Annotated in this window: 13 protein-coding genes and 1 tRNA gene; 2 read left to right on the top strand and 12 right to left on the bottom strand. The window is 21.8% G+C overall.

Annotation, left to right across the window (positions count from 1 at the left end):
* The first annotated feature begins 63 nt into the window (after positions 1–63).
* The gene (gene cysS / locus AB4W51_RS02135) at positions 64–1,467 is read left to right on the top strand and encodes a cysteine--tRNA ligase (RefSeq protein WP_367676488.1); all 1,404 of its coding nucleotides are present in this window, start codon (positions 64–66) and stop codon (positions 1,465–1,467) included.
* 38 nt (positions 1,468–1,505) lie between these two features.
* Here the strand turns inward: cysS and folD are convergent, their stop codons facing one another.
* Complete coding sequence (gene folD, locus AB4W51_RS02130; protein WP_367676487.1) at positions 1,506–2,366, bottom strand: bifunctional methylenetetrahydrofolate dehydrogenase/methenyltetrahydrofolate cyclohydrolase FolD; 861 nt, start codon at positions 2,364–2,366, stop codon at positions 1,506–1,508.
* 142 nt (positions 2,367–2,508) lie between these two features.
* Between folD and AB4W51_RS02125 the strand changes: the two genes are divergently transcribed.
* Positions 2,509–2,582 (top strand) — tRNA-Arg (locus AB4W51_RS02125).
* Positions 2,583–2,606: 24 nt separating this feature from the next.
* Here the strand turns inward: AB4W51_RS02125 and AB4W51_RS02120 are convergent.
* The 11 genes from AB4W51_RS02120 to tig form a co-directional block, all read right to left on the bottom strand.
* Positions 2,607–3,254, bottom strand: coding sequence for an adenylate kinase family protein (locus tag AB4W51_RS02120; RefSeq protein ID WP_367676486.1), 648 nt, complete (start codon positions 3,252–3,254; stop codon positions 2,607–2,609).
* Positions 3,255–3,395: 141 nt separating this feature from the next.
* Positions 3,396–5,270, bottom strand: a complete 1,875-nt coding sequence (gene htpG / locus AB4W51_RS02115; protein WP_367676485.1) for a molecular chaperone HtpG — start codon at positions 5,268–5,270, stop codon at positions 3,396–3,398.
* 187 nt (positions 5,271–5,457) lie between these two features.
* Positions 5,458–5,787 (bottom strand): YbaB/EbfC family nucleoid-associated protein, encoded by a 330-nt coding sequence (locus AB4W51_RS02110; RefSeq protein WP_367676484.1) that lies wholly within the window; start codon positions 5,785–5,787, stop codon positions 5,458–5,460.
* Positions 5,788–6,031: 244 nt separating this feature from the next.
* Positions 6,032–7,180 carry a DNA polymerase III subunit gamma/tau gene (dnaX, locus tag AB4W51_RS02105; protein WP_367676483.1) on the bottom strand — a complete coding sequence of 383 codons (1,149 nt, stop codon included), beginning with the start codon at positions 7,178–7,180 and terminating at the stop codon, positions 6,032–6,034.
* 291 nt (positions 7,181–7,471) lie between these two features.
* Complete coding sequence (locus AB4W51_RS02100; protein WP_367676482.1) at positions 7,472–9,220, bottom strand: SmdB family multidrug efflux ABC transporter permease/ATP-binding protein; 1,749 nt, start codon at positions 9,218–9,220, stop codon at positions 7,472–7,474.
* Between the two features lie 15 nt (positions 9,221–9,235).
* On the bottom strand, positions 9,236–10,987 hold the full coding sequence (locus tag AB4W51_RS02095) for a SmdA family multidrug ABC transporter permease/ATP-binding protein (RefSeq protein ID WP_367676481.1): 1,752 nt from the start codon (positions 10,985–10,987) through the stop codon (positions 9,236–9,238).
* Positions 10,988–11,382: 395 nt separating this feature from the next.
* Positions 11,383–13,254, bottom strand: a complete 1,872-nt coding sequence (locus tag AB4W51_RS02090; protein WP_367676480.1) for a SurA N-terminal domain-containing protein — start codon at positions 13,252–13,254, stop codon at positions 11,383–11,385.
* 166 nt (positions 13,255–13,420) lie between these two features.
* Complete coding sequence (gene lon, locus AB4W51_RS02085) at positions 13,421–15,763, bottom strand: endopeptidase La (RefSeq protein ID WP_367676479.1); 2,343 nt, start codon at positions 15,761–15,763, stop codon at positions 13,421–13,423.
* A gap of 193 nt (positions 15,764–15,956) precedes the next feature.
* Complete coding sequence (gene clpX, locus AB4W51_RS02080) at positions 15,957–17,219, bottom strand: ATP-dependent Clp protease ATP-binding subunit ClpX (RefSeq protein WP_367676478.1); 1,263 nt, start codon at positions 17,217–17,219, stop codon at positions 15,957–15,959.
* A 54-nt stretch (positions 17,220–17,273) separates the two neighbouring features.
* The gene (gene clpP, locus AB4W51_RS02075) at positions 17,274–17,879 is read right to left on the bottom strand and encodes an ATP-dependent Clp endopeptidase proteolytic subunit ClpP (RefSeq protein WP_367676831.1); all 606 of its coding nucleotides are present in this window, start codon (positions 17,877–17,879) and stop codon (positions 17,274–17,276) included.
* Between the two features lie 180 nt (positions 17,880–18,059).
* Positions 18,060–19,382, bottom strand: coding sequence for a trigger factor (gene tig, locus AB4W51_RS02070; protein WP_367676477.1), 1,323 nt, complete (start codon positions 19,380–19,382; stop codon positions 18,060–18,062).
* Between the last annotated feature and the right edge of the window lie 170 nt (positions 19,383–19,552).

Raw genomic sequence — 19,552 nt, 5'->3', positions numbered from 1 at the left:
CAATAATGAATTATTTAATAATTATATATTTAATATATATATAAATGTTCATGGAGATTTTTCATGTTAAAGATTTTTAATACGTTAACTAGAAAAAAAGAAATATTTAGATCAATTGTAGAAAAAAAAGTTAGCATATATGTTTGTGGAGTAACTGTATATGATAATTGCCATCTTGGACATGGTAGAACTTTTTTAGTTTTTGATTGTATTATTCGATATTTACAGGAATGTGGTTATACAGTATATTATGTACGTAATATTACTGATATTGATGATAAAATTATTAATCAATCTATAATAAATAAAGAAAATTTTTCAGAATTAACTAATCGTATAATTTCATCCATGCATGATAATTTTAAAAAATTAAATATCTTGCCACCTGATATTGAACCGCGTGTAACACATTCAATTGAATATATTATTAATATGATTATTGGATTAATTAACAATAATCATGCTTATATTGGTCAAAACGGTGATGTATTTTTTTCCGTTGATAGTTATTTGGATTATGGAATTTTATCTAATCAATTTTTAACAAAAATAAAATCTAACACTTATTCATCTTTAGATTCAGATTATAAAAAAAATAAAAAAGATTTTGTTTTATGGAAAGTATATAATTTATCAGAACCATTTTGGGATTCTCCATGGGGTAAAGGTCGTCCTGGTTGGCATATTGAATGTTCAGCAATTGCCAATAAATTTTTAGATTCTAAATTTGATATTCATGGTGGAGGAATTGATCTTTTATTTCCTCATCATGAAAATGAAAGAGCACAGTCTATTTGTTATAATAAAAAATCATTTATAAATTATTGGATACATTCAGGGATGTTGGTATTAAACAATCTTAAAATGTCTAAATCTTTAAATAATATTTTTACTTTAAATGATTTATTTAAAAAATTTAATGGAGAAACTATTCGTTATTTTTGTCTTTCTACTCATTATAGAAGTCCTTTATATTATAATGAAAAAAATTTAAAACATGCAGAATTGTGTTTAAGAAAAATTTATTTTGCTTTAAATAATACCGATAATAATTATATATCTTCTCAAAAAACACAAACAAAATATGAATTGGATTTTCATAATTTTATGCAAGATGATTTTAATACACCTTCAGCCTTAAAAATTTTATTACATTTAGCAAAAAAAATAAATTATTATAAATTTATTGATATAAAATTAGAAAAAGTTAATTTTTTTGCATTAAAATTACGTATTTTAGGTAAAATTTTAGGTTTTAATTTAGATTATAAAAAATATTTTTTTCATAATGATTTAAAAAAATATGATTATGATTTTCATCATATAGAATTTTTAATTGAATTACGAAAAAAATATAGAATTCAAAATAATTGGAAAAAAGCGGATATTTTAAGAAAAAAATTGGTTTCCCTTGGTGTCTATGTTGAAGATACGGTTAATGGTACTATTTGGAATGTTATAAAATAATTAAATTTAAAAATATTATTTTTAATAAAACAGTAATTTTAATAAAGGTATTTTTTATTTTCATAAGATTGCAATGTATTTTTTAATAATATTGAAACTGTCATTGGTCCGACTCCTCCTGGAACAGGAGTAATATAAGAAGCATTAATAATAGCAGAATCAAAATTGATATCTCCTACAACTTTACCATTTTTTAATCTATTAATTCCAACATCAATAACAATTGCACCTTTTTTAATCCATTTTCCATTAATAAAATTTGGAATCCCTACTGCAACTATTAATAGATCTGCATTTCTTACGTGATTTTTTAAATTTTTAGTAAATTTATGAGTAACAGTAATAGTGCATCCAACTAAAAGTAATTCCATACTCATTGGTCTTCCAACAATATTAGATGCTCCTATTATAACTGCATGTAATCCATAAGTGTTTATATGATATTTTTTTAGCAAAGTAATGATACCATATGGAGTACATGAACGTAATCGAGGGGAACGTTGGCATAAAAGTCCAGTATTATATGGATGTAATCCATCTACGTCTTTATTGATATTAATTTGACTGAGTAATTTAATAGGATTGATATTTTTTGGAATAGGTAATTGTATTAAAATTCCGTCAATATTTTCATCTTCATTTAATTGATGAATATTAGATAATATTTTTTTTTCAGTAATGTTTTCTCGGATATGTATAATAGTAGATTTTATACCGACTTCATGACATAATTTTTCTTTTTTTTTAATATAAATTTCAGATGCAATATTATCACCAATAAAGATAATCGCTAAACCTGGATGTCTTTTTCCATTTTTGATTATTTTTTGTATTCTTTTTTTTATATTAGAATTGATTTGATTTGCTATTAAACTTCCATTTATAATTTTTGATTTCATAATAAATTTCTTTATTTCCTGTTTGTAAGATTTGATTAATATATTTAAAAATATAATTAATCTTTTATCAATTTAAAAAAATCAAAATAATATTGACCTGTATTATATTTAAGAAGTATACTATATTTTTATTTTTAAGAAAGCGTTCTTAGCTCAGTTGGATAGAGCAACGGCCTTCTAAGCCGTAGGTCATAGGTTCGAATCCTATAGAACGCAATATATTTTTTATATTTATTTTTATTATTTTAATATATTATTTATTTTTATTTTTATATCAAAAATAGAATCTCTACAGTCTATTTTGTTAAATATTATTTTATTTTGATTAAATTTTTCAATATAATATTGTATTAGAGGAGCAGTGAATATATTATATTCTTCTATTCTTTTTTTAATAGTATTTTTACAATCGTCTAATCTAGTTATTAATTTTTCTCCAGTAATATCATCTATTCCTTTTCTTTTAGGTGGATTTAATTTTTCATGATAAATTCTACCAGACGCAATATGTATTTGTCTACCTATAATTCTATCTATAATTAATTTTTCGGGCAACCAAAAGTAAATTACATGATCTATTTTTATGTTATTTTTTTCTATATTTGTTGCTTGAATAATAGTTCTTGGAAATCCATCTAGTAAAAAACCATTTTTGCAATCTTTTTTATTAATTCTTTTGATTATTAAGTCTATAATAATATTATCATTAATAAGTTTTCCTTTTTTTAATTGATCGAATATTGCACTATCATTTTTTTTATTGTTTTTGATTGAAATTTTCCTTAATAAATCTCCTGTGGATATTTTTGGTATGTTATATATTTTTTGAATAAAGTTTGATTGTGTTCCTTTTCCTGTTCCTGGAGCTCCTATTAAAATTATTTTCATAAAATATCCTTTAAAAATATTTAAACAAGTTGATTAAATTATTACTATAATTCAATCAACTTGTTATTTGTTTTGAAATTTATTTAATAGTTCAATATTTTAAATAATGAACTATTTTTTATTTTTTAGTTATTTTTATTATTAATTATTTAAAAATAAATTGTTCATTAAACTAATAAATTTATTAGGGTTTTCTAATGTTCCTTTTTCTGCAAGTAATGCTTGTTCTAAAAGTAATTGAATCCAATCTTTAATTGTATCATCTTTAATATTAATAATTTTTTGAATGAATTTATGATCTGGATTGATTTCTAATATGTATTGTATAGGATTTACTGTTTGACCAGCTGCTAAAAATAATTTTGCCATTTGTGTTGTCATAGCATTAGCATCAGTTACTACTATAGCAGGGGTATTAGTCAATCGATAAGTTAATCGAACATCTTTAATTTGATTTCCTAATATGGTTTTTATTTTTTTTATAAATAACAATATTTCATTTTTATTATCTTTGTTTTCTATAGAATTTTTATTAGTTAATTTATCAATTGAATTATCTGTAGTACTCACTGATTGAAATTTTTTTCCTTGAAATTCTGTAATATAATTCATCATCCATTCATCAATACGATCAGACAACAGTAGAACATCTATATTTTTTTGTTTAAATAATTCTAAATGAGGACTACTATATGCTGAATCATAATTATCAGCAGTAATAAAATAAATTTTTTCTTGTTCCGGTAACATATTTTTTACATAATCTTTCAATGATAATGTTTGTTCTTTATGGTTTAATTTAATTGATGTAAATCTTAATAAATTAAGTATCATTTCTTTATTTTCTTGATCTTCTGCTGGTCCTTCTTTAAAAACTAAACCAAATTCTTTCCAAAAAATTTTATATTTTTCATTATCTTGATTTGACAATTTTTCTAACATTAGTAATATTTTTTTAGTAATAGATGTTTTGAGTTTTTGACTAATTTTATTTTCTTGTAATATTTCTCTAGAAATATTTAATGGTAAATCATTAGAATCAATAATACCTTTAATAAATCTAAGGTAATTAGGAAGAAATTGTTCAGCATTATCCATAATATAAATACGTTTAATGTATAATTTTAAACCATGTTTATTTTCTTTATTCCATAAATCCCATGTAGATTTTGAAGGAATATAAATTAAACTAATGTATTCTATTTTCCCTTCAACTTGATTATGACTCCATGTTAATGGTTCATTGTCTTCATTTGTAATTTGTTTATAAAAATCTTTATATTGTTGTTCATTAATATTATTTTTTTTGATTGTCCATAATGCTGATGCTTTATTTATTTTTTCCCAAGAATATATTTTACTTTTTGGATCAAATGATTCTATTTCTATAGGAATACTAATATGATCGGTGTATTTGTTAATAATATTTTTAATTTTCCATGATTGTAGAAAATCTTCTTCTTCTGGTTTAAGATATAGCTTTATTTCTGTTCCTCTAGTTTCTTTTTTAATTAGTGATACAGTAAATTCTCCTTCTCCAGATGATTCCCATAATACTGCTTGATCTATAGGCATACCGGCATATCGAGTAGAAACAGAAACTTTTTTAGAGACAATAAATACTGAATAAAATCCTACTCCAAATTTTCCTATTAGTTTATTATCTTTTTTTGTAATTTTTTCTATAGATTCTAAAAATATTTTAGTTCCTGATTTTGCAATAGTTCCTAGATTATCAATAACTTCTTGATATTTCATACCTATTCCATTGTCACTAATAATTAACATTTTCTCTTTTTCTTTAATTGAAATTTGTATTTTATTATTTGGATCATTTTCAAATAAATTTGGTTGAGAAATAGAATAAAAATTTAGTTTTTCTATAGAATCAGCAGCATTAGAAATTAATTCTCTAATAAAAATTTCTTTATTGGAATATAAAGAATGAATCATTAGATTTAATAATTGTTTTGATTCTGATTGAAAATTATATGTAGTTTTTTTGTTAATATTCATTTATTAATCCTTGAGAATAAATATAAATTTTTTATTTTTTAAATAATAAGTTATTAATGATATTTTTTGTATTTTTTTATTCAAAAATATATATTTTATGTTTTATTAATTTATATTTTTAAAATAATTTTCTAATATTTAATTACATTTTTTATATATTTAAATATATAGATTTTATTTATTTTAATTATGTAGGTATATTAAACCCAGAAGGAAGAGTCATTCCTGTAGATACTGTTTCCATTTTCTTTTTTTTTGCTTCGTTAATTCTTCTTGAAGCATCATTAAAAGCAGCTGCAGCAAGATCTTCTAATATTTCAATATCATCAATAAGTAAACTAGGATCTATTTTTACTTGTGTGCAGTTATATGAACCATTAATGGTTATTTTTATTAAACCAGCTCCTGATTCTCCTGTAACTTCCATTAAAGAAATTTCTTTTTGTGCTTGTTCTATTTTTTCTTGCATTTTTTCTGCTTCTTGCATTAGATTACCGAATCCATTTTTATTAAACATTTTTTCACCTTTGTAGTAAAAATTAATTATGATAAATATAAAATATTTAAAATGTATTTAATATTGTTTTATGATCTTTGTTATTAATTTTTTTAAAAATATTTATGTTATTGATTATTTTTAATATCAATTAATAATATAATTTTTATTATAAAAATTTATATTATTATTGGAATATACTTTTTATATTTATAAAATTAATATTGTTGCATTTTATTTAATTGGATATCGGTTATTTTTATTTTTATTTGATATTGTTATTTTTAATTTCAATATTTTGTTTGATTTTTGTTTTGTTGTATTTTTTAGCAATATTGATTAAACGTAATAAAGACATTTCAACACCTATTTTTGAATTTGGTGCAAATGGTAATTCTTTTCTTCCTAATAACAATTCTTGATAACTTTTATGAATCAATAGAGGTGATATAGATTTTGCTAAATATATCAGTTGATTATGATTTGTTTTACTAAATTCATAATTGTCCCAAGTAGATTGAAAAGATTGTATCATAGCTATTTGATGTAAAATTCTTAATATATTTAATAAAATTTGATCCCATTCTATATTTAATTGATTAATTTTTTTAAATATATATGTAATAGATACAGTATGATTGTTTAATAATGCGGTAATAATTTTTATAGATTGATGATCATGAAGTGAACCTGTTATAACTAATATTAATTGAACTGAAATCATTCCTTTCCCGATTAATATAGCATGTTCAGTTAAACTTAATGCATCTCTTAAACTACCTTCTGAAACTCTTGCAATATATTTAATAGCATGTTCTTCAAAATTAATTTTTTCTTTTTTTAAAATATATTTAATTTTATCAATTATTTCTAATTCTTTAATTGGTTTTAAATTTAATTGCAAACATCTAGAAATAATAGTTTTAGGAACTTTTTCTATATTTGTTGTAGCTAAAATAAATTTTACATGTATTGGTGGTTCTTCAATATAATTTAGTAAAGCATTAAAACTATGTCTTGATAACATATGCACTTCATCAATTAAATAAATTTTTAATTGACCTTCTATAGGTAAATATTGTATATTTTTTAGTAGGTCTTTCATATCTTCTACTTTCGTTCTTGAAGCAGCATCTACTTCTATCAGATCTAAAAACGTACCTTTTTCTATATTTTTACAATTTGTACATATTCTACATGCTATTTCATTATTTTTATTTTTACAATTAAGAATTTTAGCTAATATTCTAGCAATACTGGTTTTTCCAGTACCTCTCATTCCATATAATAACCAAGCATGATGAATTCTGTTTAAAATAAAACTATTTTTAATAGCTTGAATTATATTTTTTTGACCAGCTATTTGATCTAAATTTTGTGGTCTCCATTTTCTTGCTAATACTTGATATTTCATATATTAATATATTTTAATTCATTTATTAATATATTATCATATTATAAATTAATATGTTTTAAAATACTAATTCAATACAATTTATATAAATAATATTTATATTTTTTTATAATTATGTTATGATTATTTTTGAAAGTATAATTTTTAATATATTTGTTCTGTTAGTAACATAGTAATGTTAATTTAATTATCTGGTCAGATTTGGAAAAAAGCAGCCAAATTAAATAAAGCAGGTACTAATAGAACTAACAGAACAAATTAAAAATAAAAAATTTATTATAGTAATTATTATTAATTTTTTTGGTTTAATTGTAATTTATACATTTGCCAATATTTTCCTTTTATTGAAATTAATTGCTGATGTGTTCCTGATTCAATTACATTTCCTTTTTCAAAAACAATAATTTTATCTGCTTCTATAATAGTAGATAATCTATGTGCTATCACAATTAAAGTGCTTTTTTTTTGAATAAATGAAATTGTTTTTTGAATAGCTTGTTCTGTTTCGGAATCTATATTAGAGGTAGCTTCATCTAATATTAAAATTTTTGGATGTAATATTAATATTCTAGCAATAGCTAATAATTGTTTTTGACCGGCAGATAGATTATTTCCTTGTTCACCTAATAAAGAATGAATACCATTTTTCATTGATTTAGCTAAATTAGCTAATTTTACTTTTTCTAATATTTTCCATACGGTTTCTTCTGATACATTTTTACCTAATGTAATATTAGACATAAAAGTATCAGCAAGAATTATAGGATCTTGTTGGACCATGCTGATGCTATTTCTTAATAACTTATGACTTAATGAATATAAAGGTCTATTATCGAAATAAATTTCTCCTTCTTCAATAGGATAATATTTCATTAGAATATTAGCTAAAGTACTTTTCCCGCTTCCAGTGTAACCTACAAATGCAAAAAAACTTTTTGATGGTATTTTTATATTAATATTATTTAATATGTTATTTATTGAGTCTTTTTGATATTTAAAATTTAAATTTTTTATTTCAATTTGTCCACTTTTTAAAGGAATTTCATCATGTCCATAATATTCTTGAGGTGCATCAATGAGTTCAAATATTCTTTCTCCAGCAACTATTGCTTGTTGTAAAATAGATTGTTGAGTAGTGATAGCCACTAATGGCTCATTTAAACGACCTAAATAATTTATAAATGCATATAGTACGCCTACTTCAAAAAAATTCATTGGAAATACACTAAATAAAATCATTAAACTTGATAAAATAATTGCTGAATATAAACTTAAAAGAGGTCTAAGTAAAAACCCATCTAACTTTAAAGTTTTCATTCTAGCATTATAATGTTCTTGGCATGTATTCTGTATTGATTTTTTAAATCTTGTTTGTTGTGAAAATTGTTGTATAACATCCATTCCATTAATAATTTCATTGAATTTATTATTAATATTAGCTAAATTATAACGAATATTTCTCAAAATAGGTATACTGTAATGTTGATAAATAATCATTACAACAATAATAAATGGGAAAATAGTAATCGAAATTAATGCCATACGCCATTCTAAAGTAAACATAGCTACAAGTATCACACTAATTAACGTTATACTACGAAAAAATGTTACTATGACAGTGTCATATAGTTCTTTTATTACTTCTGTATCATTGGTAACTTTTGATATAATTTGTCCGATTTGTTGTGTATCAAAAATAGACATAGGTTGTTTTAATGCAGCATTTATTACTTCAGATCTTAATTTTTGTACTATATTAATAGCTATTTTACTAAATAAAATTGTTTGAAGATAATGTAAAGATATTGAAATAATTTGTAATGCTATAAAATAAATTATAATAGATAATATTTTTTTTATATTAAAACATTGTTTTTCTAAAATATGATGAATAAAATAACTAATTAGTATTGGTCCTAAAACTTCAGCAATGGATGCGATTAATAGTAATATACTAGCTAAAAATAACAATTTTTTCCAAGGTATTCCATATTTTAGCAAACGTTTAAGTATAGGCCAAAATTTTATCAAATTAGCCATAATTTAATTATCCTTTTATTTTTTATTATTCAGATTTTTTTGTAATTCTTGATATAAATATGTATCGCTATACCAATTTTTTTCTCTCATTAGATCATTATGTGATCCTCTTTGATTAATTGAACCATTTTTCATTACAATAATTTCATTCATTTTGGATAATGCTGATAATCGATGAGCTGTAAGTATTATTGTATGTTGGTTTTTATTCCATAATTGTAAATTATTTAAAATTTTATTTTCAGTATATGCATCAATAGAAGACAGAGCATCATCTAATATTAAAAATTCTGATCTTAATAACAATGCTCTTGCAATAGAAATTCTTTGCTTTTGTCCTCCTGATAACATTACTCCTTTTTCTCCTACTTTTGTTTTATATCCATTTTGTAATCTGATAATATCTTTATGAACATAAGAGATTTTTGCTACTTCTTCTATTTCTTTTTGAGTAGCATCTGGTTTTCCAAAAGCAATATTATTAGATATACTATCTGAAAACAAAAAAGTAGTTTGATTAACAACAGCTAATTTCTTTCTCCATTGTTTTATTTTGAAATTAGACAAAGAACAATTATGATAAAGAATTTTACCTTGAGAAATATTAAAATTTTTTTGAATTAATCTAATTAAAGTGCTTTTTCCAGATCCAGTAGGTCCACAAATACCGATTTTATGACCAGGTTTGATAGAAATATTAATTTTTTTTAAACAAATATTAATATTTTCTGGATAATAAAATTTTTCTATTTGTATTTCTAGATCACCGGATTTTTTAGGAACATTTATTTTTCCATTATAAATATTTTTGTTTTGTTTTAAGACTGATTGTATACGATCCCAAGCAGCACTCCCTCGTTCTACAATATTAAACATCCATGCAAATGCTAACATAGGCCATATCATCAATCCTAAATACATAATAAAACTTGTTAATTGACCTAAACTAATTTTTCCATGCCATACCAACCATCCTCCAAAAGTAATAGCTAGTAAATTAGAAAAAGCAATAGATAAATGTATGGTTGGATCAAATTTAGCATCTATTTTAGCAACTTTCATATTTTTTTTACCAGCTTCATTTGCTGTATAAAAAAATTTTTTTGATTGATGTTTTTCTAATCCAAAAGCTCTTATCATTCTAATGCTTGTTAAACTTTCTTGAGCTTGATTATTGAGAGATGAAAATGCTGCTTGGGCTTGTTTAAAATATTGATGTAATTGTTTTCCATATCTATTGATTAATATTGCCATTATAGGCATTGGAAGTAAAGAAATCATGGTTAATTGAAAATTAATTTGATGACTCATAACAAGTAATACTGAACAACCCATGACTAATGAGTCTACTAAAGTTAAAACTCCTTCTCCGGCTGCAAAAACAACTTTATCGACGTCATTAATTCCTCTTGCCATCAGATCACCAGTTCTGTTTTTTAAATAAAAAACTGATTCTTGTTTACTTAAACAGGAATAAAATTTAATTCTTAATTCAACAGCTAGTTGATATGAAGCCCCGAATAATAGTATTCTCCATATATAACGTAGTATATATACTGCTAATGCAGTAAAAAACATTATTATGATCCATATTATTGTGTTTTTATGATTATGGATTTTTGGTTGCATTACTATATCTACAATAATTCCTACTAATTTTGGGGGTAATAGTTGTAAAATAGAAATTATTATTAATAAAGAAATTGATCCTAAATATCTTTTCCATTCTTTTATAAAATACCATTTTAATTGTCTAAATAGTTGCACAAGGATTCCTACAATTTAAATAATTTAATGTGATGTTATTATTATTTTTGATTATTATTTTTATTTTTTATTTTTATCGATATAATAGTTGTTTTTATAAATAAAAATCTTTAAAAATAAGAATTGTAATTATGAATTGAACTTTTATTAAAAAACAAATGTTTAAAAAATGTATTATCATAAAAATTATAGTTTTTTAAATTTGAAAATATTATTTTTTTATTCAATATATTTTTGTTTTTTATTTTTTAGAATATTATTTAAAAAATATTTAAATATTTTTGTTTTAAAAATTAATTTGCATCAATAAAAGTTTTAATTCTGTTAAATGTTTATTGATATTTTCATTATATTAAAAAATATATTTTAATGTTTAATATTTTTTATTGTAAAAATCATTTAAAAAATTTTTGATTGCCATATTTTATATCTGATGTTTTTTTGAGATTAAGTAAGAAATTTTTTAATATTATTGTTTTTTGATATTGATTTAAATAACTTGTAATCATTTTTTTTTCTTGACTATTTATATTATTATTAATAATTTTATATAATGATATTATTACTACATCTCCATTTTTTTTTTCTTTTAAGGTAAAAATTTTTTTTTCTTGGTGAGGATAATTTAGTTTAAAAACTAAATTAGAAAGATCATTTTGATTATTTCTATGAATTATTATTGGTTTTTCAACAATTAATTGATATTTTTTAATCGTTTTTCTTTCATTTTTATTAATTTCTAAAATAATTTTTTTGCTTATTTTAAAAATTTCTTTTCTATTTTTTTGATATTGTAAAATAGATTGGATGTCATTTTTTACATTCTTAAATTTTATTTTTTGTTTTTGAATATATTTTTGAATTTTAATAAGATAAATAATATTGTCATTGATGTTTATTAATTGAATATTTTGATTTATGTTATTTTTATTCTTATCTTTTTTTGTATTAAAAATATATTGAATTATATCTTTTTTTTCATTATTGTAAACATTAAAATCTTTACTAAACCAATTTGTTTGAATATTATTTATTCTTGTGTTTGTATATATTTTTTTTGATATTTTTTCTAATTTTTTATAATGATCATGATTAATTAATTTTTTGATATATTGTTTTTTTAAAATTTGTTTTTTTCGTTTTATTATTTTAAAGATAGTATTTTTAACTTCAGATAATGGTTTAATAGAACTAGAGTGAATTTGATTTAATTGGAATATTAAATATCCAATTTTTGATTTAATAATTGGAGAAATTTGATTAATTTTATTTAATTTTATTTTTTTTATTTCTGGTGTTTCATGATTAATTTTGATCCATCCTATATTACCTCCTGATATTGATGATATAGGATCAATAGAATATTTTTTTGCTAAATAAAAAAATTTTTTATTTTTTTTTAAATAGGATAATATTTTTTGAGATTCTTCTAATGAATTAGTTTGTATCATACTATATTTTTTACTTTCTGGATTTATATATTTTTTAATATTTTTAAAATACCAATTTTTTATTTCTATATTATTGACATGAATAGGTATTTTATTCATTTTAATTTTGATATAATCTATTTTGAATTTTTCAGGTAAAATAAATAAATTCGAATATTTTTGAAAATATTCATAACATTTTTGATTATTGATTTTTTGTTTTTTAAATAAGTTTTTCATTTTGATATGTATATTTTTAATCATTCTTTTTTCTGATAATAATTTTATAAAAAAATTATTTTCATGTTTTAATGTAAAATCACTATCAGTAATTTTTTGCATGATTTGTTCTTTTATTTTGTATTGTTTTAAGTTATTTTCGTATTCATAACTATTAGTTCCTATATTTTTTAATTTTTCAAGATATAAATTATAATTAAATTTATTATTTTTTTGAAAATAAGGTATTTTAGAAATTATTTTTTTAATATCTTTATTAGATATATCAAATCCTAATTTTATTGCATATTGTTTTAAAATTATTTCATTAATCATATTTTTTAAAATTGTATTATAAGTAATTTCTTGATTTTTTTTTGTATTAATTATTTTTGAAAATCCCCTCCCTAGTTCTTTTTTTTGTTGTTTTTCAGTTAACATATATATGTATTTTATTTGTTGATAGCTAATGATTTCATTATTTACTTTTGCTGCGTATATTTTTGTTGTTTTGTATTGGTAATTTTTAATATTATTACATATGATGGATATTAATATTATTATTAAAATAATTTTTAAAATAATTTTTTTTGAGAATATGTTAAAATATTTAATCATATTAAAATGCCATTTTTATAATTTTTATAATCGAAACTATATATTTTAAATTTTATGCATAATATAGTTATATAAAACATACATAATTTATGTTTTAATGGATTTAATTGGCTGGAAAATTTTTCCCAACCAATTAAAAAAAATATTATATTTTTAATAAAAATATTTAATTTACTGTAGTGTATGGATTGTGTTTTAATGCTATTAATAATACTTCTTTGATATGTTTTACTGGATGTATATGTAAACCAGATAGAATATTTTTTGGTATTTCTTCTAAATCGCGTTGATTTTTTTTAGGAATTAAAACTTGTTTTACACCTCCTCTATGGGCAGCTAATAATTTTTCTTTTAGTCCACCAATAGGTAGTATTTGACCTCTTAATGTAATTTCTCCTGTCATGGCAATATTAGATTGAACAGGATTATTTGTAAAACAAGATACTATAGCCGTACACATTGCGATACCTGCACTAGGTCCGTCTTTTGGAGTAGCTCCTTCTGGTACATGAATATGAATGTCATGTTTTTCATAAAAATTTTGTTTGATTTTTAATTTTTTTGATTGAGATCTAACTACTGTTAATGCAGCTTGAATTGATTCTTGCATTACTTCTCCTAATGAACCGGTATAAGTTAATTTACCTTTTCCTGAGATACATGCAGCTTCAATAGTCAGCAAATCACCTCCTACTTCTGTCCATGCTAACCCAATCACTTGTCCTATTTGATTTTTGTTTTCTGTTTTTCCATAATCAAAACGTTTAACACCTAAATATTTTTTTAAATTATTTTCATTAATTTGGATATGTTTAATTGATTTATCTAATAAAATTGATTTTACTGTTTTACGACATATTTTGGATATTTCTCTTTCTAAATTTCTTACACCAGCTTCTCTTGTGTAATAACGAATAATACTAGTAATAGCGTTATCTTCTATAGTTAATTCGTCATATTTTAAGGCATTTCTATGAATTTGTTTGTTTTTTAAATGTGCTTTAGCAATATTTAATTTTTCATCTTCAGTATAACCAGAAAGTCTAATAACTTCCATTCTATCTAATAATGGAGCTGGTATATTCATTGAATTTGAAGTAGCAACAAACATGACATCTGATAAATCATAATCGACTTCTAAATAATGGTCATTAAAAGAAACATTTTGTTCAGGATCTAATACTTCTAATAATGCTGAAACTGGATCAACTCTCATATCACAAGACATTTTATCAATTTCATCTAATAAAAAAAGAGGATTATTTACTCCAATTTTTGATAATTTTTGAATTAGTTTACCTGGCATGGAACCGATATAAGTACGTCTGTGTCCTCTGATTTCTGCTTCGTCTCTAATTCCTCCTAAAGCCATTCTGATATATTTTCTTCCTGTTGCTTTAGCAATTGATTTACCTAATGAAGTTTTACCTACTCCTGGTGGTCCCACTAAACATAAGATGGGACCTTTTACTTTAGAGATTCTATTTTGAATTGCTAGATATTCTAAAATTCTTTCTTTTACATTTTCAAGACCATAATGATCAATATCTAATATTTTTTTTGCTTTGTTGATATCTTTTTTTATTTTACTTCTTTTATTCCATGGCACTTGTATCATCCATTCAATATAACTACGAACAACGGTAGCTTCGGCAGATATTGATGACATCATTTTTAATTTTTGTAATTCAGATTCTGTTTTTTCTTTAGCTTCTTTTGGCATTTTTGCAGATTTAATTTTTCTTTTTAATAATTCATGTTCGTCTGGTATTTCATCCATTTCTCCTAATTCTCTTTGAATTGCTTTCATTTGTTCATTAAGATAATATTCTCTTTGACTTTTTTCCATTTGTTTTTTTACACGATTTCTGATTTTTTTTTCAATTGATAATAATTCAATTTCTGTTTCCATCATAGCCATAATATATTCAAGTCTTTCGTTAATATTACATGTTTCTAAAATAGATTGTTTATTGATTAATTTTAAAGGTATATTAGCGGCTATAGTATCAGCTAATCTTTCAGCATTTTTAATATTTTGAATAGAATTTAATATTTCTATTGATGTTTTTTTATTGTTTTTTACATATTTTTCAAATGTGTTAATTGTAGTTGAAATTAGTATTTCTTTTTCTTTGTCTTCGATTTTTGAAGAATTTAGATATTCTATTTCTGCAGAAAAATATTGTCCTTTATTGATTAGTAATTGAATATTAGCTCTTTGTAATCCTTCAACTAAAACTTTTACAGTTCCATCAGGGAGTTTCAACATTTGTAGAATGGAAGATATTGTTCCTATTTTAAATAAATCATTTATATTCGGTTCATCTGTAGTAGCTTCTTTTTGAGCTATTAGCATAATTTTTTTATCGTGAGTCATGGCTGCTTCAATACATTTAATTGATTTTTCACGACCTACAAATAACGGAATTACCATATATGGATATACAACTACGTCTCTTAATGGTAACACAGGAATTTCAATGCGTTTAGAAAGCTCAATATTCATAGATCTCTCTCTTGTTTTTTCATTTAATATAAGATATCAAAATAAATTATTTATATTTTGATATCCATAATTAATGGAGTATATCGGAATAGATATTTGAGATTTAATATTAATTAAATTAAGATGATAAAAGAGTAATGTTTTTATTTCATAAAATAGAATTATTTATTTAATTTAATTCATTGATAATATTTTATTTTTTTTCATTCTTGTATATTAATATCGGTAATGATTCACCAGCTATAACAGATTGATTAATTAATACCTTTTTAACATTAGATAAAGAAGGTAAATTATACATTGTTTCTAATAAAATCATTTCTAAAATAGAACGTAAACTTCGAGCACCTATTTTTTTTGAAATTGCTTGTTTTGAAATTTCAATAAGAGAATTATTATCAAATTTAAGTTTAATACCTTCTAAATCAAATAATTTTTGGTATTGTTTAATCAAGGCATTTTTTGGTTGAGATAAAATTTTAATTAACGATTCTTGATTTAATTCTTCAAGTGTGATAAGAATTGGCAATCTGCCAATAAATTCTGGAATTAAACCAAGTTTCATTAAATCTTCTGGTATAACTTTTGTTAAAATTTTATTGTGATTTTTATATGAATTATTCAAATTTGATTGAAAACCAATTTTTGTATTTTGATTGTTTCGTTTTTCGATAATTTGATTTAATTCTGAAAATGTGCCTCCGCAAATAAATAGTATTTTAGATGTGTTAATTTGTATGCATTCTTGATTCGGATGTTTTCTTCCTCCTTTAGGAGGAACAGTTGCTATTGTGCCTTCTATTAATTTCAATAATGCTTGTTGTACGCCTTCTCCAGAAACATCTCGAGTAATTGAAATATTTTCAGATTTTTTAGCTATTTTATCAATTTCATCTATGTATATTATCCCTAATTCAGCTTTTTTAACATTAAAATTACTTTTTTGTAATAGTTTTAATAGAATGTTTTCTACATCTTCCCCAACATATCCGGCTTCAGTTAAACTAGTAGCATCAGCAATAGCAAATGGAACATCTAAAAATTTTGATAAAGTTTCAGCTAGTAATGTTTTTCCACTACCGCTGGGTCCAATTAATAAAATGTTACTTTTACCTAATTCTACTTCTTCTTCGTTTTTATTTAAATGATGTATTTTTTTATAGTGATTATATACAGCAACAGCAAGAACTTTTTTTGCTTGATTTTGACCTATAATATATTGATCTAAATGTTTTTTAATTTTTTCTGGGGTGAAATTAAAATGTATATTTTTTTCATTTTTATTTTTATTATTTTCTATAACATTATTGTTGATTATAGTATAAGATAATTTTATACATTCGTTACAGATATATACTGATGGACCAGCTATCATTTTTTCTACTTCTTTTTGATTTTTATTACAAAAGGAACAATATAACATTTTTATGTTATCCTCTTGTTGATAATCTGACATTAGAAACCTCTTAAATAATTTTATATATTATTAATAGCTGTATTTTTTATTTATTTATCTTTTATAGAGTATTTTATCTATTAATCCATATTGAATAGCTTCTTCTGCTGTAAAAAAGAAATCTCGTTCAGTATCTTTTTCTATTAGACTGAGATCTTTTTTAGTATGAAAAGATAGAATTTTATTAATTTTATTTTTTATTTTAACTATTTCTTTAGTATGTATTTCAATATCAGTAGTTTGTCCTTGATATCCACCAAGTGGTTGATGAATCATAATTTGAGAATTTGGTAATGAAAATCTTTTTTCTTTGGTTCCAGAAGCAAGAAGAAACGCACCCATGGAGCAAGCTTGACCAATACAAATAGTACTGACATCTGGTTTGATAAATTGCATAGTATCATAAATAGATAAACCTGAAGTAATAATACCACCTGGAGAGTTAATATATAGATAAATGTCTTTTTTAGAATTTTCGGATTCTAAGAATAATAATTGGGCAATAATTATGTTAGATAATACATCATCAATATTCCCATTAATAAAAATAATCCGTTCTTTTAATAATCTTGAAAAAATATCATAAGAACGTTCTCCTCTAATAGTTTTTTCTACAACTATAGGAATCAAATTCATTTGTTTATTTTCTTTTTTTTTCATTTTGTAATTATAAAACATTTTTTTCCATAATTTTTATTTTGATTTTAAATGAACAAATAAACATAATAATTATTAATTTTTTAATTAAAAATATTTTATAAACTATATTAAATATTTTTATTTTTCTATTATGTTTATAACGTAATAATAATATTATTAATCAATATATGTTTTTCAAGATTATAAATAAACATTTAGTGTATTTTTTAAAGCTTCTTGAAAATTACATTTTTTTTCAACAAAATTAAGTTTTTTTAGCAAAAAGTTATAGATTGTTTCTTCTAATGCTAAATTTTGAGTAATTTTCATAAAATTATTATTTAAATATAATTGATTTAGTTTTTTATTGTTTTTCATAATTGCTAACAAATTATTTTTTAATATTTTCATGATAGTTTCATCAACAGTACAGTTATTTGTTTCAGCTATTTTTTTAAACAACAATTTAAGTTTGACTTTATTTTTTGCGTTATTAATCAAATCTTCATAGCTTAGTGTGGATAATAAAATTGGTTCTCCTTTTTCTTTATAGATTGCATGGATTTCATTTTTTAATTTCATTACTTCATGGTCTAATATTACAGATGGTATTGTAATTGAATTTTCTTTTAATAAATGATATTGTATTTGTTTTTTTAAATAATTTCTTGATATAGTTTGTGCATCAATATTCATTTGTTTTTTAATAGTATTGTAAAATTTAATATAATCTTGGTCATTATAATTTTTATTAGTTTTTTTATTTGATATTGATTTTAATGAATATTTTTGTTTTTCTTCTACTTTTTGAATATCAAGACTGATTTTTGCTGTTTTTCCTTGTATAAAATTGTCACAATGATAATTAGGGAATGTTGTTTCAATAATAATTTTGTTTTTGTTTTCGTTTTTGAGTATTTTTTTTTCTATTATCGGTAATAAATAATTGTTTCCAATAATAAATTTAAAATTTGTTTTGGTGTATTTATGTATTATTTTATTATCTATAGATATTTTATAGTTTATTGTAATTAAATCTTGTTTTATGATAGGTCTTTGAACTGTATTCCATATTTCTTTTTTTTTGTTTTCAATATTTTCAATAAATTTTTTTATGTCTTCTTCAGTTATTTTTATTGATAAATTTTTAATATTTTTTATTTTTGGATATTTTAAATTAAATTCTGGATATGTTTCAAAATCAATCAAATAAGTAAATATTAAATCTGGTTGATATTTTTTAATAGTATAAATAGGTTTTCCTATTACATTGATATTATTTTTTTGTATTGTTTTTAAAAATTTTTTTTGCATTAATTCTTTAATTATATTATTTTCAACTACATTAATATGATTTGTTTTGATAATAGATAAAGGCACTTTTCCTTTTCTAAAACCATTAATTGAAGTTTCTTTTTGAATTTTTATAAGTTTTTTTTTAATATTTTCTTTTATTATTTTTGATGACATGGTAATTTTCATGCAATGTTTGCAAGCTTCTTTTTTTGTTATTACAACATGCATTTTATTTACTCCAAGAAAAATGACTTATATAGTAGGAATGAGATATGATTAGATAAAATTATAATTAATTAAATCAAAAAATGTTGTTTTTATAATTTAATTTCATTCTATTATATATATAAGTTTATATATCGTCTAGATGACAATATATAGATATTTTTACTAATTAA

Source organism: Buchnera aphidicola (Eriosoma grossulariae), assembly GCF_964059045.1.
GTDB classification, from domain to species: domain Bacteria; phylum Pseudomonadota; class Gammaproteobacteria; order Enterobacterales; family Enterobacteriaceae; genus Buchnera_D; species Buchnera_D aphidicola_A.
The sequence above is the reverse complement of the archived record's forward strand: the minus strand, read 5'-3'. Positions and strand labels throughout refer to the sequence as shown.